The sequence below is a fragment of the Methanothermobacter thermautotrophicus genome (assembly GCF_014889545.1).
GTDB lineage: Archaea > Methanobacteriota > Methanobacteria > Methanobacteriales > Methanothermobacteraceae > Methanothermobacter > Methanothermobacter thermautotrophicus_A.
Window position 1 is genome coordinate 480,426 of record NZ_QKOF01000006.1, and the last position, 23,587, is coordinate 504,012.

Here is a 23,587-nt window from a genome sequence, read left to right on the forward strand (position 1 = left end):
TCATTAGATTGATTCATTATTATGGAGATGAAGTTCATGAAGATCGCAGGATTTGATATTGGAGGAGCAAACACTGACATGGCCATAATAGAATTCGGCTCTGACGGAGACATGAAGGATGTCAGGGTTGACTTCAGGTACCTCCCGATGTGGCTCAGGAGGGAGGAACTCGCAGATGCCCTCCTCGAGATGGTGGGTGAGGACCTTGATGAACTTGAGGGTGTGGGTGTGTGCATGACTGCTGAACTGGTGGACGCATACCCCAGCAAGGCGGCAGGTGTCGCCGATATAATTGACAGGGTGGAGGGGGCCTTCGATGTTCCAGTCGCATATGTGAGCCTCTCAGGGATGGTTGATGCATCAGAGGCCCTCACTGACCCCATGAATATAGCGGCAGCCAACTGGGTTGCAACATCCCAGATAGCCTCTGCAATGAGCAGCGACTGCATAATGGTGGATGTTGGGAGCACCACAACGGACATAATACCCATAAAAGACGGATTCGAGGCTTCAAGGGGTAGGAACGACCTTGAAAGGCTCTCAACAGGTGAACTGGTATACACGGGAACCCTGAGGACCAACGTGGCCACTATAGTTGACAGGGTGCCACTCCAGGATAAATGGTTCAGGGTGGCATCTGAACTCTTCGCAGTCACTGCAGACGTCCACAGGGTACTGGGGAACATCAGGGAATCAGATTACACCTGCAGCACACCCGATGGGGCCGGGAAGTCAGTGGAGGAGTGCATGCTGAGGATAGCCAGGGTTCTATGCGCTGACCTTGAACTCATCAGTCCCTCTGATGTGCTTGAAGTTGCAGAGTACATCTACCACCAGCAGATCCTCAAGATAGCCGAGGGTTTAGCCGAGGTTTCGGAGCGTGAGGGTCTTGAGGAGGTTGTTACGACCGGCCTCGGGATGAAGATACTCGCAAAGAGGGCTGCAGAGGTGCTTGAACTGGAATGCAGGACCATGGATGAATTCTTAACAGAGGAGGAGTGTGTGGTGGCCCCTGCAGTGGGTACAGCACTCCTCATGGAGGATTACCTTCAGGGTCAGGGATGATGAACATTAAATCTTAGACGAAGCTGGTAACATGCGTTTAAGGCTTGTACTTGCAGCCATTGTCGTGTTCCTTGTCACCACGACCGTGATACTGAACCTCTCTGACCATTCAACCATAGGCTCGGATTCAAGGGGGTACGTGACGAGGGACATCTACGCCCACTACGGCGAGCAGGGTGTGAAGATAGCCATTGTGACAGGTATACATCCAAGGGAGAGGGTATCAATAGCCCCGGTTCAGTGGGCTGGACGTGTATTCGCCCTCCTACCTGTGGAGGTTATAATCTACAGCATCAACGTTGAGGACAGCCCACAGGATTATTCAAGGGGCAGGGCCAACGGTGAGGGTCTTGCAGCCACCTACATCCTGCCAGATATAAAGGGGTCAGATTATGACCTAGTTATAATTGCACACGCCCATCAGCCAGGCTACGGGGAGGGATTCTATGTGGCAACCCCCCAGATGGACAGGGCGTCGGTGGAGATCGCTGAGAGGGTTAAGCAGGATGGATTCAACTATTACCCGGTCTCAGGCAGGGCTAAATATAAAAGTTCATCCGGGAGACTCTTCTCAAGGCCCCTGGCAGCTGCAGGCTACCCCACCCTCGTCTATGAGGTCCCTGAGTGGTCATCACCCTTCGAAGTTTTCCTCATGACCCTCAAGCTCCTTAGGAGCAGCAGTTCCCTTCTATCCTGAAGCTTTTGGTGGTGCTGAATAAAACGCGAACAGGACACAATTTTTAGAATAATGGGCGGAATTTAAGCTTATAAAAGACCGTGTGCGGATGATTCATGGAATAATAAATGTGAGGTATATATCCGAAAATAAGCTGATCAAGAATCCTCTTTCTTCCTTATAAGGCATCATATCATGTTTTTTCGTCAGTACCAGACGTCCTTCATGCCTATGAGGTAGGCTATTATGTTGGCTGACAGATGGAGAACCAGTGTAATGAGCATTATGAGGATTATCTGGTCAAGGGGTGGCACAGTGATGGGGGACACAAGTATCAGTGCACCAAAGACGAAGTCGAGCTGGTCAAGGATTGGGGCGGGTCTACCCCTATCTATCCTGAGCCTCCTTTTGATGAAACTACCTGCAGCGTCTCCCATAAGGGCTCCGAATCCAAGAAGAAGTCCTGTGAAGGCTCCGGTTATCACTGAACCCGAGATGATGCCCTGAATTATTCCCACCACCAGACCGACGAAGGTACCAGCGGCGGTGCCCCTCCAGGTCACACCATCACCTATGAGGCGCCGCCCATCAGCCAGGCTCATCCCCATATCAAGGGGCTTACCCCCACCAAAGACTAGACCACTTATATTTGCCATATATGCTGGCAACATAAAGTATATTACATAGAGGACATCTATAATATTGATAATATCGGTATTCACTTGTACACCTCGCAAAGATTTTAAGATCCCATGAGAGTGGGTTAAATTTAAAGAAGAGGATACATGGATAATTTCAAGGATCAGATATATAACATTTGCCGATGAATTGATTGATGCGTTTTAACATCCAGATTAACAGGTGACTGTTGTGGTAATAAAAAAAACTAGGAGTCTCTGCCCCGAATGCCTCAGACCGGTTGATGCGGAGGTCTTTGAGGATGAGGGCAGGGTTCTGATAAGGAAAGAATGCCCGGAACATGGAAAATTTGAAAATGTTTACTGGAGCAATTCCAAGGTCTACCATAAGGCGGAAAATTATGATGAGGAAGGTGAGGGGCTCCTGAATCCACAGACAGACCCCCTGAAGGGATGTCCACTGGACTGTGGGCTCTGCTCTGAACACGAAAGCCACACTGTTCTTGGTCTTATTGATGTCACCAATCGATGCAATCTTAAATGTCCCATCTGTTTTGCCAATGCAGCAGTGTCCAACTACCTCTATGAACCAACCTATGAAGAGATAAGGGAGATGCTGCGAAATCTCCGCAGAAACAGGCCGGTTCCGACACCTGCGATTCAGTACGCAGGGGGTGAGCCCACCGTCAGGAAGGACATAGTCGACCTGGTGAAACTTGCAAGGGAGGAGGGCTTCACCCATGTGCAGATAGCCACCAACGGTGTCAGACTGGCGCGTAAACCTGAACTTGCAGCTGAACTCAGGGAGGCAGGTCTCAACACGGTTTACCTCCAGTTCGATGGTGTCACAGAGGAACCATACATTGTATCCAGAGGTAAAAACATCCTCCCCATAAAACTGCAGGCAATAGAGAACTGTAGAAAGGTTGGTCTTGGAGTTGTCCTTGTCCCGACACTGGTGAGGGGACTGAACGACAACCAGGTTGGGGACATCATAAGATTCGCAATTGACAACATTGACATCATAAGGGGCGTTAACTTCCAGCCAGTCTCCTTCGCAGGAAGAACCCCCGCCGACAGGGTCGAGGAACAGCGCATAACGATACCGGACTTCCAGAAACTGGTGGAGGAACAGACAGGCTCAGAGATATCAGTGGACGACTTCTACCCGGCATCATCTGTCCGCCCCATATCTGACTTCGTGGCCGCCATTGAGGGAGAACCCCAGGTCACCTTCACATGCCACCAGCACTGCGGGACAGCAACCTACATATTCATAGATGACGGAAGGATAATCCCAATAACAAGGTTCATAGACGTTGACAGATTCTTCGAGGTACTTGAGAAGGGTAAGGATGAAATTGAGAGGGGAGGAATAGCTGCAAAGGCCAGGGTGATTGCAAAGTCGACAATAGAGCTACCCAGAACCCTCGATAAATCTGAGGCACCCGAATCAGTGGATATAAAGAGCATACTCACATCTGTATTCAGGGAGAGATCCTACAGTGCCCTCGGAGAGTTCCACTACAACACCCTCCTGATATCATGCATGCACTTCATGGACCCCTGGAACTTTGACATCGACAGGGTCAGGAGGTGCGTCATACACTACGCCCTCCCCGACGGTAGAATAGTACCTTTCTGCACAATGAACTCGATACACAGGGCAGATGTTGAAAGGCAGTTCGCAAAGCCCCTTAAGGAATCCGATGATTAAGGAGTGGTAATTGAATTGATCATAAACACACCATCCAGACTACACCTGACCCTCATAGACCTCAACGGTGAGAGGGGCCGCCTTGACGGTGGAGTTGGGATCACACTCAAGGAACCTGAACTTGTAATGGGCCTCGAGGCCTCGGATGAGATGGGCGCTGAATTCACTCCCGACACCGATGAGAAGCTCAGGGAGGAGTACAGGTCAAAGATTATGGAGGCGGCCAGGAGGACCCTCCAGCACATCGGGAGTGATGAGAACTTTCACTTCACCATAAGGAGCATGTTCCCGCCCCACTCGGGTCTGGGGTCAGGGACCCAGATATCCCTCGCCACGGCCAGGCTCATAGCAGAGTATCATGGAGCAGAATTCACAGCAAGGGAACTTGCCCACATCGTGGGGAGGGGCGGAACCTCCGGTATAGGTGTGGCGTCCTTTGAGGAGGGAGGATTCATAGTGGATGCAGGCCACAGCACCAGGGAGAAGTCAGACTTTCTGCCATCCTCTGCCTCAAGTGCCTCACCACCACCTGTCATTGCAAGGTATGATTTCCCAGAGGAATGGAACATCATAATAGCCATCCCTGAGATCGACAGATCCGTTTCAGGGAGGAGGGAGGTTAACATATTCCAGGAATACTGCCCAATTCCCCTGAGGGACGTTGAGAGGCTCTCCCATATAATCCTCATGAAGATGATGCCGGCGGTCATCGAGGGGGACATAGAGGCCTTCGGGGAGTCATTGAATGAGATACAGGGGACAGGATTCAAGAGGATTGAAAGGGAACTCCAGGACCCCCTCCTAGACAGGATAATAGATTCCATGATATCTGCGGGGGCTGCAGGCGCAGGTATGAGTTCCTTTGGACCCACAGTCTACTCGGTCACCGATGAAAAACCTGGAAATGTGGCTGGAGCAGTGGCCGAGGTCATGGGTCCAGGGAGGATACTGATAACAGGAGGCCGCAACAGGGGAGCCTTCATGATAAAATGAACCCTGAAATGAATGATTTATGCTCAAATAGAAGACCAGGTAAGGGAGATACAATGGAAGGAATCATAAAGGGAAGAGTATGGAGATTCGGTGACAACATAGATACAGACATGATCATACCGGGCCGTTACCTGAGGACCTTCAGTCTGGATGAACTGGCATCCCATGTGATGGAGGGGGCGAGGCCAGAATTTGCCACTGAGGTCAGGAAGGGAGACATTATCGTGGCAGGGCGCAACTTCGGCTGTGGGTCATCAAGGGAACAGGCCCCCGTCGCCCTGAAACATGCGGGTGTTGTTGCAATAGTAGCTGAATCCTTTGCAAGGATATTCTACAGAAACGCCATAAACATAGGACTGCCAGTTATAATGGCGAAGGTGGATGCTGATGATGGTGATGAAATATCAGTTGACCTTAGAAGCGGCCAGATCAGGAACCTGACATCGGGGAGGGAATACTGGATGAAGCCCTTCAACGACTACATGCTATCAATCCTCGAGGACGGAGGCCTCGTGGACCACTACCTCAAAACAATCGACAGTGGCGCATCAGGAGATGAGGGGTAGAGATGCAGTGCCCTATTTGTGGATCAGGATCATTCAGGGTCCTGAAAAGCAGAACAGACGAGTCAAGGTCAAGGAAGATAAAGCACCTTGTACTCGAATGTGAGGAATGCAGCACGGTCTTCAGGGATAGCATCGTCATTGAAAAGCCCACACCCCACAGGGTAGTTGTAAGTGAGCACGGGAAATCCTACAGGGATGAAGTGGAACTCTACCCCGGCGAGGAGCTATCTGCCGGTGACGCCCTGAGTGTTTCAGGTAAACTCGTTGAGGTGACCTCCCTTGAACTCAGGGGCGGTAAAAGGGTTGACAGGGCCAATGCAGAGGACATCGAGACTGTATGGGCGGTTTCTCTTGAGGCACCAGCACGTGTGGGTGTCTCTGTTGACCTCCATGGTGAGGTCTACTCCAGGAAGGTTGAGGTGGACAGGGACTTCATCTTCAGGGTTGGTGACGTCCTCAAAATAGGTGAACACGTCTTCAGGATAAAAAGCATGAAGACAGGGGACAGGATGATAAGGAGGGGCTCAGCACCTGCACACAACATTAAGAGGATCTACGGTGTCCCTGTTAATAGGAGGTTCAGTTATGACCTCACCGACAGGGTGGTGTGATCCGGATTTCATGGCTGATCTGCTGTGGTTGATAAAAGCAGAATAACATATATGAACTAATAAACCGGCCTGATTTCATGGCTGATCTGCTGTGGTCACATGATGGATGAGAGGAGGAGAATGGTTCAGGACCTCATGGAGAGGGGATACATAAAATCTGAGGCCGTCAGGAGGGCCATGGAGAGGGTGCCAAGGGAGGAGTTCGTCCCTGAGGGGGAGAGGCACAGGGCCTACATGGACATGCCACTCCCAATTGGTGAGGGCCAGACCATATCAGCACCCCACATGGTTGCCATGATAGCGGAGCTCCTTGACCTTGAACCAGGCATGAAGGTCCTTGAGATAGGCACCGGCTGCGGCTACAATGCAGCTGTTATAGCTGAAATCATAGGACCAGAGGGACACCTCTACACTGTTGAAAGGATAGAGATCCTCTATGAGAGGGCCAGCAGAAAACTCAGGAGCCTCGGATATGATAACGTCACGGTCATACACGGTGATGGCAGCCAGGGATTCCCTGATGAGGCACCCTACAGCAGGATATATGTGACTGCGGCTGCACCATACATACCTGACCCCATCATGAAGCAGCTGGAGATAGGGGGAAAACTTTTAATACCCGTGGGTTCTGATAAATTCTATCAGGAACTTGTTCTGGTTGAGCGGACCTCCGCCGATGACTACAGGTCCAGGAATCTCGGTGGTGTCGCCTTCGTCCCACTGATAGGGAAACATGGATGGAAATTTCATTGAACTGGAGACCATAATCCATTTTTTGGTTAAAATTGAGGGATGTCCCGGGGATTGTTTATGGAGATCCTGGTTTAGTTAAAATTGATAGAGTGATTTCCGATGGATGGTATCAGGGTTTATATAGAGACATTTGGATGCACATTTAACCAGGCAGACTCTGAAATCATGGCAGGCGTCCTCAGGGAGGAGGGCGCTGTCCTCACAGGAATAGATGATGCTGACGTCATAATCATCAACACATGCTATGTCAAGCATCCCACAGAACACAAGGTTATAAACAGGATAAAGAAGATCCAGGAGGCCTACCCAGAGAAGGGCCTCGTTGTGGCTGGCTGCATGGTTGAGATAGACCCCCGTAAACTTGAGGCCATCTCAGGGGACGCGTCATGGCTCGGACCACACCAGCTCAGGAGGGCCCCGGAGGCTGTAAGGGCCGCTAGCACGGGTTCTGTTGAGCGAATAACAGGATTCACCACGGATTTGAAGGTGAATGTCCCCAGGGTCAGATCTAATCCACTCATACACATCATACAGATATGTGAGGGGTGCAATGGTAGCTGCAGTTACTGCTGCACAAGATTTGCCAGGGGAAGGATCCAGAGTTATCCTGCTGACCTCATCATCAGGGAGGCAGAGGATGCAGTGGCCAGCGGCTGCAGGGAGATACAGCTCACAGCACAGGACACAGCCGCCTATGGGGTAGATACGGGTGAAAAGCTATCAGACATCATCAGGGGGATATCAGGGATCCCAGGGAAGTTCAGGGTACGTGTGGGCATGATGCACCCTGCAAGCGTCCTCAGGGATCTTTACGGCCTTGTTGAGGCCTTCAAATCAGAGAAGGTCTACAGCTTCCTTCATCTTCCGGTGCAGAGCGGCAGTGAACGCGTACTCAGAGATATGGAGCGGGGCCACACAGTGGATGAGTTCAGGATGATCGTTGAGAGGTTCAGGTCAGAGATACCCGACATATCCATTGCAACAGACATAATCGTTGGCTACCCCACCGAGGAGTGGGAGGACTTCATGGAGACCTGCAGGCTTCTGGAGGAGGTTAAACCCAGCTTCATACACCTCTCGAAGTACCGTCACCGTCCACGTGCCAGGTCATCTTCACTTGATGAGATCGACTTCAGGGAACTCAGGAGGCGTTCCAGGGCCCTCGAAGAACTCAAGATGAGGATAACTGAGGAGAAAAACAGGAGGCTGGTGGGCTCGGTCCAGGAGGTACTTGTGGTTGAGAGGGGGAGGAAGGGTGGATTCATCGGAAGGACAGGTTCATACATCCCCGTTGTTACGGGAAGCGGTGAGCCGGGTTCCTTCAGGAGGGTCAGGATAAGGGATGCCACGGGCACGTACCTCCTTGCTGATTAGAGTCCAGAATTCAATTGACTCTGAAGCCCTCCTACCAAACTTTTCTAAATAATGTTTAGTTGTTATTTAGCTTGAGTAGAGAACTGTGAAGATTGAAATTAAAGATTGAAATTATAATACAGAGAACTTTTCAGGGCTTCGGATTGGGAAACAGTTTAGAGTTACTCAAAAAAAATTAAATTTAAGTCCAGTCAAAAGAGAGGTGGTTATAAGTGCCGTGGGCCGGACTTGAACCAGCGACATCCAGATCTTCAGTCTGGCGTTCTCCCAACTGAACTACCACGGCATGATGGGCCGGACGAGATTCGAACTCGTGATCACCTCCGTGTCAGGGAGGTATCATACCCCTAGACCACCGGCCCGTGTTCCTTCTAAACTATGGAAGTGGTTGTATATAAGCTTTTCCCTTCCCACGGTGTGGATACGATGATAAAGATCTCCTTTATGTCAATAAAAGGTGGGGTGCACCCATTAGCTTCACCTGGAGATCCCCTGCTAGACAAAGTTTTAAACTGGAGCATTGAGGGTTCATTTATTCCATTAAATTCTCTCAAATCAAATTATTTAATACTCATCACGTTCATGCAATAAGCTAGAGCATGGGATTAAATACTGCTTTGTGGATAATCTAACCTACTATAAGTCAATGTGCCTGAATTTAATAGTATATGATTCCATCGCAACTTTCATGGGGGATGTTTTTGACTTACAGGATTCTTGCAGTTGCCGAGAAAATGCAATCCTACTGGAATAGGGGTGCAAGGCTGGTCCTGGTCACATCACTGACAGTAATCTGCGCAGCCGTCACCCTGTATTCCCACATGGTCCTGGGTGTTGAGGTCGTATTCACCCACCTCTTCTACATACCCATAGTCCTTGCCGCCCTGTGGTTCGGGAGGAAATCCTATGCTGTAACAGCCATCCTGGGAACCTTACTCGTCCTGACTAATGTCCTCGCATCCCTGGGCAGTTTATATGAGGATCTGATGAGAATATCTGTCATGTTATTCGTGAACACCATCACGGTGCTTCTCTCTGAATCATTTAAGGAATCAGAGGAAGCCCGTGGCAGGACTGAGGAGAAATACCGGACAATCATTGAAGCTGCAAGGGACGCCATAATAACCGTCAATGGGAGTGGAAAGGTGGTTTCCTGGAACAGGGCCGCTGAGAAGCTATTCGGCTACAGTGAAGCCGAAATGATGGGAGAACATATAAACACCCTGATATCTGAGATTAACCGGGAAAAACATGACTTTAGCAGGATTGGTGACAGGGATGTTTCACTCAGCATAGCAGATGTTGAGGCTGTTCAGAAGGATGGAACTCACTTCCCTGTGGAGCTATCGGTATTCAGCTGGCAGAATATGGATGAAAAATTTGTAACTGCATTTATAAGGGATGTCACTGAAAGAAAAATGGCAGAAAATGCCTTGATTGAGAGTGAAAGGAAATTCCGGGCGGTTTTTGATGGAGTTGAGGATATAATAACCATGGCAGAGATCCATGATAACGGCCTTCCAGGTAGATACCTTGAGGTTAACAGGGCAGCGGTTGAGAAACTGGGCTATTCAAGGGAGGAACTTCTCAAAATGACACCCCTCGATATAGGGATGGAGGGTGACGGGATAACTGATAATATAAGAAAACTCCTGAGGGAAGGGGGTGGGACCTTCAACAGAACCTACATCTCCAGGGACGGCCGGAGGATACCCGTTGAGGTGAACTCAAGGCTAATTGAACTCGGTAGCAGGAAGGTGGCTGTATCCGTTGCAAGGGATATAAGCCAGAGACTGGAGAATGAGAGGAGATTGCGGGAGAGTGAGGAGAAGTACCGGTCCCTCTTCAACCTCGCACCGGAATACATACTCCTCCTGGATCCAGGTGATGGGAAGATACTTGATGTGAACTCAACCCTCGCCAGGACCATTGAAATACACCCCGGAGACCTCAGGGGAAGATCCATCTATGAACTTGACTTCCTCTCTGATGATGTTAAGAAGGAATTCAGGTCCAAACTGGAGATAATAATGAGGGACGGTTTCGTGGAACCCTATGAGATGGTCATGACAGACCCATCCGGAAGGGAATATAACGTTAGGGTATACACCAGGCTCATACACGCAGAGGGGAGGGACTGCCTCCTGGTAGTATTGAGTGACATCTCAGACCTCAAGAGGACCCAGAGTATGCTTGAGAGGTCCCTTGCCGAGAAGGAGCTCCTACTCAAGGAGATCCACCACCGCGTCAAGAACAACCTGATGATAATCTCAAGTCTCCTCAGCCTCCAGTCACGACAGGTTAAGGACGAGGAGACCATGGACCTTTTCAGGGAGAGCGAAAACAGGGCAAGGTCCATGGCGCTGATCCATGAGAGACTTTACCGTTCAGAGGACCTGAAGAACGTTGACCTTGCAGAGTACCTGGGCAGACTTGCATCGGAGATATTCAGGAGTTACTCTGCAGATTCACGTATCCGCATGAACCTTGAGATAGACGAATTGAGGGTTGACGTGGAAACAGCTGTGCCCCTGGGCCTCATAGTCAATGAACTTTTAACAAACGCCGTGAAGCATGCATTCCCTGATGGGGAGGGCACCGTAACGGTTTCCCTCAGGAGGAGGAACAGCAGGGTCATCCTTGAGGTCAGCGACGATGGCAAAGGGTTTCCAGAGGACATTGACTGGGAGAGCAGCCCATCACTTGGACTCCAGCTTGTAAGGAGCCTCACCGAACAGATAGATGGAGAGGTCGAGATGATATCAGATGGCGGGACAACATTCAGGATAACCTTCAAGGAGAAGGGACTTGCCACTGAATAATCCCTGCATTGACGTATAAAAGGAGTTTCTGTGTGTTTATTTGGTGAAATAATCCATAAAAGGAATTGATATCTACATGTATAAAAGGAAAGGTTTTTTGGGTTAATCTATCCTTTTGAACTCATCCCTGGGAGCTCCACAGATAGGGCACCTTTCAGGGGCCTCGCCCTCAACGGTGTTACCACACCAGTTGCAGACGTAGTAGTCCACCTCAACGTTACTTCCAAGGTTCTCCAGGGCCTTCTTGTATAGCTCTGCATGGATCTTTTCAACCTTGTTTGCAACGTCGAAGCTCCATCGGGCCTGTTCATGGCCTTCGGCTTCGGCCTCCTCAATGAAACCAGGGTACATCTCCTCGAATTCAGCTGTTTCCCCCTCTATTGCCTCCTTGAGGTTCTCCTCGGTACTCCTGACAGCCTCCATGGCATCAAGGTGGTTCATGGCGTGGACTGTCTCTGCTGCTGCGGCTGCACGGAAGAGCTTTGCAACCTGGTGGTATCCCTCCTCATCGGCCTTCCTTGCAAAGGCAAGGTACTTCCTGTTTGCCTGGGATTCACCTGCAAAGGCTTCCTTCAGGTTATCCATTGTTGACATAACAAATCACCTCACTGCTTCTGAAGTAATAATATGTTACCCTTAATTTATATTCTTATCGCAGAAACTAACTGAACAGGAATGAATACAGAGAAGCAGATAACCTGATAATTAGATCAGGGTTTGCAGTTTTCCTAAAAATAAATAAATAGTGATAATAGGTCTATTTATAACTGTTTAGCTGCCATTTCTATGTCTGTAGCTTTAACAGTTTTTTCTGCCGGCGTGTTTTGCAAGTTCAACGGCTTTGCGTGATATTTCTTCACCCATTTCTTCAAGGGCCTTTGCTAAAGCCTCTTTTGCATCGTCACTTATTCTCTGGGCACCGGCATTTTTTATTATTCTACCTACTGGTGCAATTGGTAATTCAGCCATAATTTCACCTCCAAACTAAGCTGGTACGCTCTAATATTTAAATTTATTGGTTCGGCCTGATTACTGGACCACATGGGCCATATGGGGTTTAATGGGTATGAATCTCACTGAAACCAAAAATTTTAAACTTGCAGAACCAGATACTAAATCGCATGTTTGGCACCATGAACATCAAGACCCGCACAGAAAAAATACTAAAGAAGGCCATGGATGAGCCAATCACAGATGATGAAGCCCTCTACCTGATGAATGTGAGGGGCAGGGATCTCCAGGCCCTTATGATAGCCGCGGATATGGTGAGGGAGGCCGAAGCAGGCGACAGGATAACCTACATCGAGAACTGGAATATCAACTTCACCAACATATGCTCGGGTCAGTGCGGGTTCTGTGCATTCAGGAGGGATGCTGTGGATGATGACTCCTACTACCTTGAAACAGAGAGGATCCTTGAAATCGCAGGCATGGCTGTTGAGAATGGTGCCAGGGAACTGTGCATACAGGGAGGCCTCTACCCGGGACTCGACACATACTTCTATGAGGACATCATCAGGGCCATAAAATCGGAGTTTCCCGATGTCCACCTCCACTCCTTTTCACCCATGGAGGTCTACTATGGGGCTCAGAATGCTGAATTAACGGTTGAAGAGGCCCTGAGGATACTTAAGAGGGCTGGCCTTGGTTCAATGCCTGGCACAGCTGCGGAGATACTGGATGACGATATCAGGGCAGTTATATGCCCCACCAAGCTGAGTACAGCTGAATGGGTTGAGGTCATAGAGACAGCGCACCGTGTGGGGATACCCACCACATGCACAATGATGTACGGTCACATAGACGGCCCTGAACACAGGGTTAAGCACATGGATATACTCAGGAGGATCCAGGAGAGGACAGGGGGATTCACAGAGTTTGTACCCCTACCCTTCATGCACCCCCGTGCACCCATATACCGTGAGGGCATTGCAATGCCCGGGGCAACGGGTGCAGATGACCTCAAGGTCTACGCAGTATCAAGGCTCATGTTCAGGGGCCTCATTGAGAACATACAGGCCTCATGGGTTAAACTGGGATTCAAGTTTGCCCAGGTCGCCCTCCTTTCAGGCGCCAATGACCTTGGGGGCACACTTGGCGAGGAGAACATTTCAAGGTCTGCAGGGGCATCACATGGTGTGAGGACAGAGCCTGAGGAGATTATAAGGGTTGTGAGGGACATAGGAAGGATCCCAGCAAGGAGGGACACCCTCTACCGTGATATAGAGGATGTATAGTGTATCAGGCAATCTGGTGGCCTTAATTTTATTCTGCGTGTAATTTCTGGATCTAATCCTCCCTTTCAATTATTATCCTGTCACCCTCATCCACACTGAAGAAGAGGTCGAGGTTCCCGGTTACCCTGCCTATGTGGTTCACAGGTGAATAGGGCTGTGTTGAGCCAAAGAAAATGCAGAGGGCATAGCCGGGTGGCCAGTAGGAGATGTCACCGGCTGAGGCATCATCGGAGGGGTTCTCATAGTCAAGATCCACGGGTATGTCAAAGTAGACCTCCTCCATCCAGAGGAGGGCCCTACCCTCAAGTGGTAGGCTTTCATAGATTCTCCTTGCAGACTCAGGGTTTCTATCATCAAGTTCGGCTGTGGCCTGGCCCTTACCCTCAACGGTTATCCTTATCCTCCTCAAAGCACTACCTCCATCCCTCGATTATCTGCACACCTGTTGATGTCCCGATCCTGTCAGCCCCTGCATCTATCATTGCAAGGGCTGTTTCAATGTCCCTTATTCCGCCAGCCGCCTTGACACCCATGTCATCACCCACAGTTTTTCGCATGAGCATCACATCCTCAACTGTGGCTCCAGCTAATCCACCATAGGCTGTTGATGTTTTGACGAATGCCGCCCCCGCCTCCTTACTTATGAGGCACGCCTCGACCTTCTCCTTGTCTGTGAGGTAGGCTGTCTCAAGTATGACCTTAACGGGGACCCCCGCGGCATCAACAACACCCTTTATGTCCCTGTAGACCAGATCCCCATCACCAGACTTCATGGCGCCGATATTCATGACCATATCCACCTCCTCTGCCCCGTTCTCAACAGCCTCAGAGGCCTCGAGGGCCTTAACTCGGGAGGTGCTGACGCCTGCCGGGAAACCAACAACCGAGCAGACCATCACATCGGTCCCCTCAAGGAGTTCAGCTGCCAGCCTGACATTGGTGGGTGTGACCACGGCGCACCTGAAGCCGTAGCTGACAGCCTCCCTGCAGAGCCTCTCAATATCATCCACTGTTGCATCAGCCCTCACATTGGTGTGGTCTATAAGTGATGCAAGCTCATCCCTTGTTTCAACAATCATTTTAACCACCTAAAGTTTCTTTGCCATGTAGGGGCCCTCCCTCCGGTATCCAAATTTACCGTAGTATTCACGGGCACCTATTCCACTTGTTACGAGTATCTTCTCCATCCCCTTATCAGCTGCAATGGACTCTGCCCTTGCAAGCAGCTCCTCACCGTAGCCCCTGTGCTGACCAACAGCATCCCCCCTTTCTCCTATGGGGAGCATTGAACCGTATACATGCAGTTCCCTCACAAGGGCTGTTTTATCATGGACCTCAGGACGGTGGGCCTCCTCAGAAGGGAACCTCAGCCTCAGGAAACCCACAAGGACATCATTTTCAGGGTCCTCCTGTGAGATGAAGAACTCCCGCCCACCTGTGGCTTCATAGTCCTCCACCATGAGGGTAACAGCATCCTCGTCAACCATCACACCCCTCCTTGACATGTGCCCAACCTCACGGCACCTTATGCACCTGCACCTCACCCCCTCATCCTCAAGGCGCCTGTAGACGAGTTCACCCAGATTTGACTTCCTCACACCGTCCACTATGAGCTGGGAGGGTATATCCCTCTGTATCCTCATGGTCCTCACCCACTTTGGCATCATCTTCTTTATCTCCACGATGAGCTCAACCGCCTCCTCGGTTGAGTAGGGCTTGTAGAGGCCCCTCTCCCAGAGGCTGTGGAGTTCACTGCCCTGGATAACAAGACAGGGGTATATCTTGACCATATCAGGCCTGAAGGAGGGGTCCTGGAATATCCTCCGAAATATGCGGAGGTCCCTGTCAAAGTCTGAGAAGAGGCCCGGCATGAGGTGCATGGCGACCTTCACCCCTGAGTCCCTGAGGATCCTGTTGGACTCCACAACATCCTCTATGCTGTGACCCCTCCTGATTCGCTGGTAGATGTAGTTGTATATGGTCTGAACACCCAGCTCGACCCGGGTGACCCCCAGGCCCAGCATCCTGTCCACGTCCTCCTCCCTGCAGTAGTCTGGCCTTGTCTCAAAGGTCATGCCAACGCATCTAACAGGGGAGGACTCGTTGAGCCTCTGGGCGTCCTCAACCTTCACGTATCCATGGTGGCCGGGCACATCCACACTGATGCCCCTGAGTTCAGCCCCGAAGTCCACCATGGCCTCCAGGCACCTGGAGATGAACCACTCCTGGTAGCAGAGGCTGTGGGATGGGAAGGTCCCCCCCATAACTATGAGTTCAACCTTATCGACGGGGTGGCCTATGCTGTGGAGCTGCTCCAGGCGATTGTACACCTGCCTGTAGGGGTGGAAGTCATACATCCTGGCCCTGAGGGCAGCAGGCTCCTCTCCAGTGTAACTTGGAGGTGCCTTCTCGCTCTCTGGACAGTAGAGGCACCTGCCATGGGGGCATTCCCTGGGCTGGCACATCACAGCAACGACGGCGACCCCTGAGATGGTCCGTGTGGGTTTTTTCCTCAGAAGCCCCTCTATAACCCTTTTCTCATCAGGGGTTGCATGTTCAAGGATTTCAGAGTTGCTCATGAACCTCTCAAGTCCCATTTCACGGCAGACCCTGTGCTTGAACCTCTCAAGGTCCTTCCTTGTCCTTATTTTTCCTGAAATTATTTCATCGATTATGAGACGTGACGCGTCCTTCATGATCCTAATCCCTCTTTCCCTTTCATCCAGCAATCCATTATCGTCATATATTGATTTACTCGGTTCTGTTCATCAGGTTTAATGTTCTGACTATGTCTGTCCTTGAAATTATGCCTATGAGTTCACCGTCCCTCATCACAGGGAGCCTCCCAAGCTGCAGCCGGTTCATTTTCTCGAGGGCCGCTGTGACCTCATCATCGTCCCTCACCGTTACAACGTCCCCTATCATGACATCCCCCACCCTGAGGTCCCGTCTGGCATCGGATATGTCATGGAAGGTTACAATACCCCTCAGTTCATCGTCCTCAGTCACAGGGTAACCCATGTGCTTTTCACGGAACATCACATCGAGGGCATCCTTAACTGTCATGTCAGGGCGGAGGGTCACAGGGTCCTCGGTCATAATATCCGCCACCATGATGCCATCCAGCAGTGACGAGATGAGGGTTGCCTGGTACTCCTGCTCTGCGCCGATGTAGATGAAGAAGCCGATAAGTATCAGGAAGAAGTTGTAGAAAAGGCCTGTTACAGCCATGATGACCGCTATGATTTTTCCAAGGTTCGAAGCTATCCTTGTAGCCCTGATGTAACTCAGCCTCTCAGCCAGTATGGCCCTCAGTATCCGGCCACCATCCATGGGGAAGGCGGGTATGAGGTTGAAGATTGCAAGAAGCAGGTTCACAGCAAGGAAGTCGCCTGCGAATCCTGCAGCGGCTCCCCCCAGACCAAGCAGGAGGGGGACCCCTGTGATTAGGGCTATGACTATATTTGTGAGGGGCCCGGCGATTGAGATCAGGAACTCCTGGCGTGGTATTCTGGGTATCTCCTCCATCCTTGAAACACCGCCGATGGGGAGTAGAAGTATGCTCTTTATATTCACACCGAACCTCAGGGCGACATAGGAGTGGGCCAGTTCATGTATCACCACCGTTACAAATACAAGGGTTATTAGAACCGCCAGGTTCAGTGAGAGGAAGCCGAGGTAGGCGAGGAGGTATATGAAAAGCATCAGAAGTAGAAATGAGAAATCGAGTTCAATGGGTATCCCGTAGACACTGAATATTTTAACTGAAGTCATGTTATATTATATGGGGTGCTATGAATAAATCATTTTTTATAGCATGACTGACATAAGATTCTATGGTGTTCAAATGAAGGTGACGGAGTTCCTCGGTCGTAAGGTGCTGGATAAAAATGCAATGGAGATAGGTAAGGTCTCTGACCTGGAAGTGGACCCGGAGGAGGGCCTCATAAAGTCCCTCATAATATCCAAGGGTGAACTGTCCCTCAAGCAGAGGACCTTCATCGTGGATATGGAGAGCGTGAGCCGGGTCGGCGATTACGTCGTCCTTGCAATAGCTGCAGAGGAGGCGGAGGAGGCCCCCGAAGAGGAGGAGTCCATGGAGATCTCCCCTGAATGATGGGTGGATAGCATGGAGGTAAAGGACATTAATGGAAATGTTCTGACGGTTGGGATGGCTGTACGTTACACTGGTACAGGGACCACAGGTGAGATCTCAGCCATCAAGGTTGAGGATGGCGAGGGATGGGCCCGCCTTGAGGACTCAGATCTCTGGTACAATACAGATTACCTTGAGGTTGTTGATAAATCCGAACTCAGGAGGGCAGTCAGGAAGGAGGGCCCCGGTGACACCATTGACCGTATCAGGAAGATGAAGGAAGACTTTGCTGATGTGGATATGGGCTCAGAGGTTTGTGATGGTGGGGGTTGATTTATCCTCCCCTCCTTTTTTATGCCGGGATTTTCCCTGACCATTGTCTCTTTTAATGTTATAAACTTATGGGGGTGAAAATGTGTTTGACACAAAGATTCCAGGTATCATATCTCTTATCCTGGGGATTCTGGTGATTCTCTTTCCAGTGTTTTCAGTATTTACCCTGAGTGTCCTCACGGGAGTGGCAGTGCTATTTGTTGCGGTCTGGCTCTTCCTCCTTGGTGCCGGGACATGGAAGGTCAGCAGGGGTGCAGGTGCCCTCTACATTCTCCTCGGGGTGCTCGGTGTAATCGTTGCAGCGGCCCTTGCAGGTAATGTGGTCCTCTTCAGTTTCCTCACAGCATTCTGGATATACATAACAGGTATAATCCTTATAATTGCAGGTATAACAGCTCTTTTCTCAAGGGAGCACCGGGCTGGAAGGGCTGCGGGTATATCCGTTGTGGTTCTGGGGATCATCTATATAATCCTGGGGATACTTGTAACAAACCCTGTATTCCTGGCCTGGCTCATCGGCCTTTCACTGATAATCGATGGAATCGGGCTGCTGATGTATTAGTGGACAGAGGGGTCCTGGATGCTGACACAGAAACGGCAGAGGGCGCCGGGAGTGTTTATCTGCTTGTCCTTCACAGGACAGTAGAATACATCCCCCTCCCTTCTAACCGTGAGGCCTCCAGGAAAACGGGTCCCCACTGGATGGACGGGTTCCTCCCTTACGAATGTGACGTAGATTGTTATTATACGGGCGATCCTCTGAAAACACCTTTCATTTTCTGTTTCCGCGTGGCTCAGCTGCTGGTCAAGGAATTCCATGAACTCCCTTAACTTTTCAGTGTCGACTTTGCCGGGGTAGTGGTTCTTATCATTCTTTATATCCCTTATCCTGTTAAAGAAGGCCCTGGTGAACCTTTCAATGAACTCCCTCTGCTCCCGTGGAGGCATGTAACGGGCGTCCTCCCTCAGATAGACTGATGCACTCATTATATCCTTTATATGGATGGTTGAGGCTTCCTTTTTAAGCATTTCAAGGAGCTGCATCTTTGACATCTTCTCTGGAATATTACTGCTTCTTATAATAACATCCTCCCCGAGACCCAGGTCATCCCAGTAAAGTTCATGGTTATCATTCCTCATGGGGAAACATCCAGGCATTTCAACCGGCGGAATCTGGCTGATTCCTCCAGAAACATCAAATGGGGGTCTGTCTGGCGATGCATATATCACAGAGGGCCTTAGGGTTATCTTTCTGCTTATCCTTAACTGGACAGTAGTAGACCCCGTCCTTCCTTTCAACCTCAAAGCCTCCAGGGAATGGTGTTCCAGGGGGGTGGAGTGGTTCACCCTTAAGAAATGTTCTGTATAAAACTGTTAAACCAACAATAATTGGAGCATTCATTTCATCCAGCCTTTTTGAGGCATCATGGAGTCTATACCATTCAGAAGCTGTTTCAGACACCCCCGGGAATCGGGCCCTGAGATCAAGCACCGAGTCAACGACCATAGACATATATGAATCTATATATACGGTCCTGTATCTCTCCTGAACAAATCTGCAGCTCCTTTCTAGGAATACACGCACCTCCATGAGATCGTAAACATTTACAGTGGCCGCCATTTTCCTCAGGACCATCATCAGGGCATCAGAGTCTTTCACAGTACCGTCTAATAGCCTCTGCCATTTTTTCTCCGATTCCATCGATCCGTTTGAGTTCATCCTTCCGGACATGCCTGAGATCCTCCCCGAAGGTTTCAACGACCCTGCGGGCCCTCCTGCGTCCAAGGCCCCTCACACCGACAACCAGGGGTATAAGGTCCGCACGGACACCATAGTAGAGCCTTGCGGATAGAGTATCAAGTTTATCTGCATAACCGTAGACTCCAAGGATATCGCATATACTTCCAAAGAATTTAACGAGCCTTGAGGCCTCATAGGCAGCCCTCCTTGTTGAGGCGGCGTAGACATTGAAGGCGTTCTCAATCTCATACTCGGTCCTTTCAGATATCCACTCCATGAGGGCGGCTGCAGTGGCCTCCTCGTTCCCGACGTCCATGACGAATATTCCATGTTCCATGAGCTTATCACGTACAGGGTCCCTGCTCTTACGCCCCTTGAATGATATGATGGGTATGTCAGGTGTCCTGGTTATCTCATAGATAAGGCGATAGATGTCCATATCATCCATCTCTGATGCAAACTGGTGGAGCTTTATGGCAGTCTCCACACTGTAACTTGATTTTGCTATGAGGAGACCGAACTCTGTGGCAGAGAATCCTCCGGGGCCCCTGTAAATGATCCTGTTCCTCACAAGGAACTCCACGGCGTTCTCTATCTCATACTGGATACTGTCCATCCCGAATGAATCGCTGTAGGGACCTTCAATCATCTGGTAGCCATAGAACGTGTTCCTGAAGAAGTCCACAAGTTCCTCCACGGTCCTTGAGAGGCCGGAGGCCACCTGTGCAATTATCTGCCTGTAAAGGGCGTCCCTGTTCTCCATTATACGGGAGCTGGTCCTCTCAACCTCCCCCATCACATAGTACTCCTCCAGTTCCAATGCCTCCTCATGGCTCCTGGCTATGAGGTAGGAGTATCCTGCATCATCGTACTGTGGGCGCCCGGCCCTCCCTGACATCTGCTCATAATCGAATACAGGGATCCTCCTGGGGCCCTGCCTCGTCCACCTTGTGTAGTCCCTTATCACAACGGTCCTTGATGGGAGGTTCACCCCGTACATGAGGCTGGGGGTGGCTGTTATCATCAGTATATTCCCCTCCCTGAACTCGTCCTCTATTATCTCCCGCTGTCTGTTGAAGAGGCCTGCATGGTGGAATGCGATCCCCGCCTCCAGGCACTCTGCAAGTTTCAGACAGGTTGAGGTTGGAGGGGAGCCCCTGGACTTTGGAACCTCAAGGATTCTTGCTGCCACCTCACTGAACCTCTCCCGCATATCAGGGGGTATCCTCCCTGATATCTTACCTGCAAGGTAGGATGCAAGGGACTCTGTGAACCTCCTGGTGGATACGAAGGCCAGGGTCTGGCTACCATCCTCCAGGGACCTCTCAAGAACCTTTAGGACAACGTCGTTCTTCTCCCTGACCCCGAACATCTCCGTGTCAAGGACCTCCCGGTGCAGTGGAACGGGCCGGTAGTCGTGCTCCACCACCCGGGCTCCTAGCCATCCGGCTATTTCATCCATATTTGAGAGGGTTGCTGAGAGTGCAACTATACGTGTGGAGGGGTTCAGGATCCGTGTCCTTGTAATTGCAGATTCAATCACCGGCCCCCTGGTGTACTCACCTATCATGTGGAATTCATCAACGATGAGGAGGTCCACCTCCCTGAGGATATTCCATGAAAACCTGGTTAGGCTGTCGAAGGATTCAAAGACCATGACTGCAATGTCAGAGGTCCTGGGATCCTTACCGACCCTTATACCGTGCTCTTCAAGTTTACTGAATTCCTTTATCTTTTCGTTCTGGATTGAAAGGAGGGGCACGGTGTAGATCACGCGCCCACCCTCCATGACCGTCCTCAGGGCTGCAAGGATCCCCAGGAGGGTCTTCCCGCTGGCGGTGGGTATGGCTATTATGTAGTTTTCCCTGGATTCTAGGTAACCTGCTTCAAGGGCACTCCTCTGGGCAGGGTTAAGCTCCCTTATATGGGGGTAGCAGTCCCTGAGGATCTGCCTCATTTCAGGTGGGAGGGACTTCATATGAACACCCTCAGGGCTCCAGCTTTTCCTTTTTAAGGACCCTTATGTTGCTGATCGCAGTCTCAGGGTACTGTCCATCATCATCCTTCTCAACACTTTTAACCATGTCCCAGATTGTGAGCAGTGCAACCGAGACACCGGTTATTGCCTCCATCTCAACACCGGTTTTTCCGTCGCACCGCACCGTCACCCTGGCAGTGATCCTATCCTCCCCAAGGTCAAATTCAACATCAACACCTGTGAGGGGGAGGGGGTGGCATAGGGGTATTATTTCCCAGGTCCTCTTAACGGCCCCTATGGCTGCTATCTGGGCCGTTGCAAGGACGTTCCCCTTCTCAACCCTCTTTTCACGTATCAGGTTTATTGTATCCTCACTGAGTAATATATGGCCTTCGGCCGTCGCTGTTCTCCTGAGAACTGGTTTTGAGCCCACATCGACCATGCGGACCCCCTTTTCATGTGTATGTGTGAATTCCTTCATTATCATCACTCATGAAATTCCTTCTAACTTGGCTTTCATCAGTCGAATCGGTGGTTACTTCCAGTTTTGAAGTTTGAGTTTAGTACCCGGCCATCCAGACTGAAAATCAGGACATCGGTATCAAAGGAGTACCTCTCAGTGCACCTGTCCCTTATGGCATCTGCTATGCCATCGAAGACCCTCACAGTCAACCCCTCACCATCGAGTTCAGATATCATCTCCTCAACTGTTCCATGGTTGAATATCCTTGTCACCGTATCTCTGGAAGCACCCTTAAGGGCTGCGTGGGCAGCCATTATCTCGCGGCGGGCATCTGCAACTGAACTTTTGGTCTGGAATATTCCTGCGGACAGCTTGATCAGTTTACCCGCGTGTCCCATGAGTATTATCCTCTCAACCCCCCTCTTGTCGGCCTCCTCCAGCATGTAGCCCGGGAAGTTGGCCATCTGGATTATCCTCTCCTCCTCGATGGATTCAAAGTACTCCACGGCGAATCTCTCACCTATGTTACCCGGTACAAATACCAGTTCCCTGAAACCCAGGGCGGTGGCTATGCCTATCTGGCAGGCAAGGGATTCACGGTACGCCTCACTGGACATGGGTCTGGCTATACCCTTTGTCCCAAGGATGGAGATACCCCCAGTGATCCCTAGACGGGGGTTCATGGTCCTGGATGCTATCCTCTCCCCCTCTGGTACGGATACCGTGACCACAGCACCCTCATCATCCCTGAGGTGTTCCCTGAGGTTCTCCTCCATCATCCTCCTGGGCACAGGGTTTATTGCCGGTTCTCCGGGGGGGACCTGGAGGCCAGGCTTCGTGACGATTCCAACACCCTCACCACCCCTTATCATGATTTCAGGGGTCCCTGTGATCTGGACAGTGGAAATGATCTCAAGGTTCACGGTGACATCGGGGTCGGGGTAGGGCCTCTTGATGACACAGGCCCTGGCGGTGTCATCTGAGATACGCTCAACGTATTCAACGTCAACCTCCAGGATCCCTGAGGGGGTCCTGACCCTGACCTTCCTTGCTTCACAGCCCTTCAGACACAGGAGTGAGGCGAGGGCTGCTGCGGTGGCAGCTGTTCCAGTTGTAATCCCGAATACCCTCTCATCCTTCATCAGAAAAATCCTTAAAAATTAATGTGAAAAATAAGTTATTAAATCTCCTTCTCTGGCTTTAGAGAGTTTCTCTTGCTGAAGCTATTCCAGTTCATCCTTTATTGCTTCAAAGAGCTCCTCCCTGCTTGGGGCCCCAACGAATCTGACAACACCGTTGATGGCTATGGCCGGTACAGCCATCAGGCCATACTCTATGGCCTTTTCCCGGTCAACCATTATGTCGATCTTTTCAACCTGGATACGGTCTCCGAATTCCTTCTTGGCCTCATCAACGACCTCGATTGCCATTGGACAGTAGGGGCAGGTTGGGGATGTGAAAACCTCTATATTAACAACCATGTCTTAACCTCCGTGAGAGTAATATGATTATCTTCTCCCCCTT

General features: G+C 50.5%; 25 protein-coding genes, 2 tRNA genes and 1 pseudogene. 13 read left to right on the plus strand and 15 right to left on the minus strand.

Going from position 1 to position 23,587, the window contains the following annotated elements; translation table 11 throughout:
* The first annotated feature begins 36 nt into the window (after nucleotides 1-36).
* Entirely contained in the window at nucleotides 37-1,065 is a 1,029-nt protein-coding gene (locus DNK57_RS06945; RefSeq protein ID WP_192962227.1) for a hydantoinase/oxoprolinase family protein, read from the plus strand.
* Nucleotides 1,066-1,096: 31 nt separating this feature from the next.
* A complete protein-coding gene (locus DNK57_RS06950) occupies nucleotides 1,097-1,762 on the plus strand; it encodes a hypothetical protein (protein ID WP_192962228.1) in 666 nt (221 codons plus the stop codon).
* Between the two features lie 185 nt (nucleotides 1,763-1,947).
* On the opposite strand, the gene DNK57_RS06955 is transcribed toward DNK57_RS06950, so the two are convergent.
* On the minus strand, nucleotides 1,948-2,463 hold the full coding sequence (locus DNK57_RS06955; RefSeq protein ID WP_192962229.1) for a CDP-2,3-bis-(O-geranylgeranyl)-sn-glycerol synthase: 516 nt from the start codon (nucleotides 2,461-2,463) through the stop codon (nucleotides 1,948-1,950).
* A gap of 148 nt (nucleotides 2,464-2,611) precedes the next feature.
* Between DNK57_RS06955 and tes the strand changes: the two genes are divergently transcribed.
* From tes to DNK57_RS06985, 6 genes are all read left to right on the plus strand, one after another.
* Nucleotides 2,612-4,096 (plus strand): tetraether lipid synthase Tes, encoded by a 1,485-nt coding sequence (gene tes / locus DNK57_RS06960; protein ID WP_192962230.1) that lies wholly within the window; start codon nucleotides 2,612-2,614, stop codon nucleotides 4,094-4,096.
* Between the two features lie 15 nt (nucleotides 4,097-4,111).
* Nucleotides 4,112-5,089: a beta-ribofuranosylaminobenzene 5'-phosphate synthase gene (locus tag DNK57_RS06965; protein ID WP_192962325.1), complete on the plus strand. Its 978-nt coding sequence runs from the start codon at nucleotides 4,112-4,114 to the stop codon at nucleotides 5,087-5,089.
* A gap of 53 nt (nucleotides 5,090-5,142) precedes the next feature.
* The gene (gene hacB / locus DNK57_RS06970; protein ID WP_192962231.1) at nucleotides 5,143-5,655 is read left to right on the plus strand and encodes a homoaconitase small subunit; all 513 of its coding nucleotides are present in this window, start codon (nucleotides 5,143-5,145) and stop codon (nucleotides 5,653-5,655) included.
* Nucleotides 5,656-5,657: 2 nt separating this feature from the next.
* Nucleotides 5,658-6,266 (plus strand): HVO_0476 family zinc finger protein, encoded by a 609-nt coding sequence (locus DNK57_RS06975; protein WP_192962232.1) that lies wholly within the window; start codon nucleotides 5,658-5,660, stop codon nucleotides 6,264-6,266.
* A 99-nt stretch (nucleotides 6,267-6,365) separates the two neighbouring features.
* Nucleotides 6,366-7,019, plus strand: coding sequence for a protein-L-isoaspartate O-methyltransferase (locus DNK57_RS06980; protein ID WP_192962233.1), 654 nt, complete (start codon nucleotides 6,366-6,368; stop codon nucleotides 7,017-7,019).
* 99 nt (nucleotides 7,020-7,118) lie between these two features.
* Nucleotides 7,119-8,393: a tRNA (N(6)-L-threonylcarbamoyladenosine(37)-C(2))-methylthiotransferase gene (locus DNK57_RS06985; protein ID WP_192962234.1), complete on the plus strand. Its 1,275-nt coding sequence runs from the start codon at nucleotides 7,119-7,121 to the stop codon at nucleotides 8,391-8,393.
* A 213-nt stretch (nucleotides 8,394-8,606) separates the two neighbouring features.
* Here the strand turns inward: DNK57_RS06985 and DNK57_RS06990 are convergent.
* Together DNK57_RS06990 and DNK57_RS06995 are read right to left on the minus strand one after the other, a co-directional pair.
* Nucleotides 8,607-8,679 (minus strand) — tRNA-Phe (locus DNK57_RS06990).
* A 4-nt stretch (nucleotides 8,680-8,683) separates the two neighbouring features.
* Nucleotides 8,684-8,755 (minus strand) — tRNA-Val (locus DNK57_RS06995).
* A gap of 339 nt (nucleotides 8,756-9,094) precedes the next feature.
* Here DNK57_RS06995 and DNK57_RS07000 point away from each other — a divergent pair.
* Nucleotides 9,095-11,215, plus strand: a complete 2,121-nt coding sequence (locus tag DNK57_RS07000) for a PAS domain S-box protein (protein WP_192962235.1) — start codon at nucleotides 9,095-9,097, stop codon at nucleotides 11,213-11,215.
* A gap of 102 nt (nucleotides 11,216-11,317) precedes the next feature.
* Here the strand turns inward: DNK57_RS07000 and DNK57_RS07005 are convergent, their stop codons facing one another.
* On the minus strand, nucleotides 11,318-11,809 hold the full coding sequence (locus DNK57_RS07005) for a rubrerythrin family protein (RefSeq protein WP_192962236.1): 492 nt from the start codon (nucleotides 11,807-11,809) through the stop codon (nucleotides 11,318-11,320).
* Between the two features lie 167 nt (nucleotides 11,810-11,976).
* Nucleotides 11,977-12,184, minus strand: a pseudogene (gene hmtA1 / locus DNK57_RS07010) (histone HmtA1).
* A gap of 152 nt (nucleotides 12,185-12,336) precedes the next feature.
* Between hmtA1 and cofH the strand changes: the two are divergent.
* Nucleotides 12,337-13,452 carry a 5-amino-6-(D-ribitylamino)uracil--L-tyrosine 4-hydroxyphenyl transferase CofH gene (gene cofH, locus DNK57_RS07015; protein WP_192962237.1) on the plus strand — a complete coding sequence of 372 codons (1,116 nt, stop codon included), beginning with the start codon at nucleotides 12,337-12,339 and terminating at the stop codon, nucleotides 13,450-13,452.
* Between the two features lie 52 nt (nucleotides 13,453-13,504).
* Here cofH and DNK57_RS07020 read toward each other — a convergent pair whose 3' ends face one another.
* Genes DNK57_RS07020 through DNK57_RS07035 form a run of 4 tightly spaced genes read right to left on the minus strand, consistent with a single transcriptional unit; the run spans nucleotide 13,505 to nucleotide 17,226 of the window.
* Entirely contained in the window at nucleotides 13,505-13,861 is a 357-nt protein-coding gene (locus DNK57_RS07020) for a cyclophilin-like fold protein (RefSeq protein ID WP_192962238.1), read from the minus strand.
* Nucleotides 13,862-13,865: 4 nt separating this feature from the next.
* Nucleotides 13,866-14,531, minus strand: coding sequence for a deoxyribose-phosphate aldolase (gene deoC, locus DNK57_RS07025; RefSeq protein ID WP_192962239.1), 666 nt, complete (start codon nucleotides 14,529-14,531; stop codon nucleotides 13,866-13,868).
* 9 nt (nucleotides 14,532-14,540) lie between these two features.
* On the minus strand, nucleotides 14,541-16,148 hold the full coding sequence (locus tag DNK57_RS07030; protein ID WP_192962240.1) for a tRNA uridine(34) 5-carboxymethylaminomethyl modification radical SAM/GNAT enzyme Elp3: 1,608 nt from the start codon (nucleotides 16,146-16,148) through the stop codon (nucleotides 14,541-14,543).
* Nucleotides 16,149-16,203: 55 nt separating this feature from the next.
* Nucleotides 16,204-17,226: a CBS domain-containing protein gene (locus DNK57_RS07035; RefSeq protein WP_192962242.1), complete on the minus strand. Its 1,023-nt coding sequence runs from the start codon at nucleotides 17,224-17,226 to the stop codon at nucleotides 16,204-16,206.
* Nucleotides 17,227-17,299: 73 nt separating this feature from the next.
* On the opposite strand from DNK57_RS07035, the gene DNK57_RS07040 reads away from it, so the two are divergent.
* The 3 genes from DNK57_RS07040 to DNK57_RS07050 all read left to right on the plus strand — a co-directional run bounded on the left by DNK57_RS07040 (nucleotide 17,300) and on the right by DNK57_RS07050 (nucleotide 18,443).
* On the plus strand, nucleotides 17,300-17,569 hold the full coding sequence (locus DNK57_RS07040; protein WP_226891148.1) for a PRC-barrel domain-containing protein: 270 nt from the start codon (nucleotides 17,300-17,302) through the stop codon (nucleotides 17,567-17,569).
* 12 nt (nucleotides 17,570-17,581) lie between these two features.
* Complete coding sequence (locus DNK57_RS07045) at nucleotides 17,582-17,881, plus strand: DUF2098 domain-containing protein (RefSeq protein WP_192962244.1); 300 nt, start codon at nucleotides 17,582-17,584, stop codon at nucleotides 17,879-17,881.
* Between the two features lie 82 nt (nucleotides 17,882-17,963).
* Nucleotides 17,964-18,443, plus strand: coding sequence for a DUF308 domain-containing protein (locus DNK57_RS07050; protein WP_192962245.1), 480 nt, complete (start codon nucleotides 17,964-17,966; stop codon nucleotides 18,441-18,443).
* Here DNK57_RS07050 and DNK57_RS07055 read toward each other — a convergent pair.
* From DNK57_RS07055 to DNK57_RS07080, 6 genes are all read right to left on the minus strand, one after another.
* Entirely contained in the window at nucleotides 18,440-19,021 is a 582-nt protein-coding gene (locus DNK57_RS07055; RefSeq protein ID WP_226891150.1) for a DUF2115 domain-containing protein, read from the minus strand. The genes DNK57_RS07050 and DNK57_RS07055 overlap by 4 nt on opposite strands.
* Nucleotides 19,022-19,076: 55 nt before the next feature.
* On the minus strand, nucleotides 19,077-19,583 hold the full coding sequence (locus DNK57_RS07060) for a DUF2115 domain-containing protein (protein WP_226891152.1): 507 nt from the start codon (nucleotides 19,581-19,583) through the stop codon (nucleotides 19,077-19,079).
* On the minus strand, nucleotides 19,528-21,600 hold the full coding sequence (locus tag DNK57_RS07065; RefSeq protein WP_192962246.1) for a DEAD/DEAH box helicase: 2,073 nt from the start codon (nucleotides 21,598-21,600) through the stop codon (nucleotides 19,528-19,530). The genes DNK57_RS07060 and DNK57_RS07065 overlap by 56 nt, the downstream gene beginning before the upstream one ends.
* Nucleotides 21,601-21,610: 10 nt before the next feature.
* Complete coding sequence (gene moaC, locus DNK57_RS07070) at nucleotides 21,611-22,084, minus strand: cyclic pyranopterin monophosphate synthase MoaC (RefSeq protein WP_320056886.1); 474 nt, start codon at nucleotides 22,082-22,084, stop codon at nucleotides 21,611-21,613.
* A 35-nt stretch (nucleotides 22,085-22,119) separates the two neighbouring features.
* Nucleotides 22,120-23,205, minus strand: a complete 1,086-nt coding sequence (cbiD, locus tag DNK57_RS07075; RefSeq protein WP_192962247.1) for a cobalt-precorrin-5B (C(1))-methyltransferase CbiD — start codon at nucleotides 23,203-23,205, stop codon at nucleotides 22,120-22,122.
* Between the two features lie 81 nt (nucleotides 23,206-23,286).
* Nucleotides 23,287-23,544 (minus strand): MJ0307 family thioredoxin, encoded by a 258-nt coding sequence (locus DNK57_RS07080; RefSeq protein ID WP_192962248.1) that lies wholly within the window; start codon nucleotides 23,542-23,544, stop codon nucleotides 23,287-23,289.
* Nucleotides 23,545-23,587 lie beyond the last annotated feature (43 nt).

What these genes read in the sequence shown, in the direction of transcription:
- DNK57_RS06945 (WP_192962227.1), top strand. Translation starts at nt 37, where the DNA reads ATGAAGATCGCAGGATTTGATATTGGAGGAGCAAACACTGACATGGCC.
- DNK57_RS06950 (WP_192962228.1), top strand. Translation starts at nt 1,097, where the DNA reads ATGCGTTTAAGGCTTGTACTTGCAGCCATTGTCGTGTTCCTTGTCACC.
- hacB (WP_192962231.1), top strand. Translation starts at nt 5,143, where the DNA reads ATGGAAGGAATCATAAAGGGAAGAGTATGGAGATTCGGTGACAACATA.
- DNK57_RS06975 (WP_192962232.1), top strand. Translation starts at nt 5,658, where the DNA reads ATGCAGTGCCCTATTTGTGGATCAGGATCATTCAGGGTCCTGAAAAGC.
- DNK57_RS06980 (WP_192962233.1), top strand. Translation starts at nt 6,366, where the DNA reads ATGATGGATGAGAGGAGGAGAATGGTTCAGGACCTCATGGAGAGGGGA.
- DNK57_RS06985 (WP_192962234.1), top strand. Translation starts at nt 7,119, where the DNA reads ATGGATGGTATCAGGGTTTATATAGAGACATTTGGATGCACATTTAAC.
- DNK57_RS07005 (WP_192962236.1), bottom strand. Translation starts at nt 11,809, where the DNA reads ATGTCAACAATGGATAACCTGAAGGAAGCCTTTGCAGGTGAATCCCAG.
- cofH (WP_192962237.1), top strand. Translation starts at nt 12,337, where the DNA reads ATGTTTGGCACCATGAACATCAAGACCCGCACAGAAAAAATACTAAAG.
- deoC (WP_192962239.1), bottom strand. Translation starts at nt 14,531, where the DNA reads ATGATTGTTGAAACAAGGGATGAGCTTGCATCACTTATAGACCACACC.
- DNK57_RS07030 (WP_192962240.1), bottom strand. Translation starts at nt 16,148, where the DNA reads ATGAAGGACGCGTCACGTCTCATAATCGATGAAATAATTTCAGGAAAA.
- DNK57_RS07035 (WP_192962242.1), bottom strand. Translation starts at nt 17,226, where the DNA reads ATGACTTCAGTTAAAATATTCAGTGTCTACGGGATACCCATTGAACTC.
- DNK57_RS07040 (WP_226891148.1), top strand. Translation starts at nt 17,300, where the DNA reads ATGAAGGTGACGGAGTTCCTCGGTCGTAAGGTGCTGGATAAAAATGCA.
- DNK57_RS07045 (WP_192962244.1), top strand. Translation starts at nt 17,582, where the DNA reads ATGGAGGTAAAGGACATTAATGGAAATGTTCTGACGGTTGGGATGGCT.
- DNK57_RS07055 (WP_226891150.1), bottom strand. Translation starts at nt 19,021, where the DNA reads ATGAGGAATGATAACCATGAACTTTACTGGGATGACCTGGGTCTCGGG.
- DNK57_RS07060 (WP_226891152.1), bottom strand. Translation starts at nt 19,583, where the DNA reads ATGGAATCGGAGAAAAAATGGCAGAGGCTATTAGACGGTACTGTGAAA.
- DNK57_RS07065 (WP_192962246.1), bottom strand. Translation starts at nt 21,600, where the DNA reads ATGAAGTCCCTCCCACCTGAAATGAGGCAGATCCTCAGGGACTGCTAC.
- cbiD (WP_192962247.1), bottom strand. Translation starts at nt 23,205, where the DNA reads ATGAAGGATGAGAGGGTATTCGGGATTACAACTGGAACAGCTGCCACC.
- DNK57_RS07080 (WP_192962248.1), bottom strand. Translation starts at nt 23,544, where the DNA reads ATGGTTGTTAATATAGAGGTTTTCACATCCCCAACCTGCCCCTACTGT.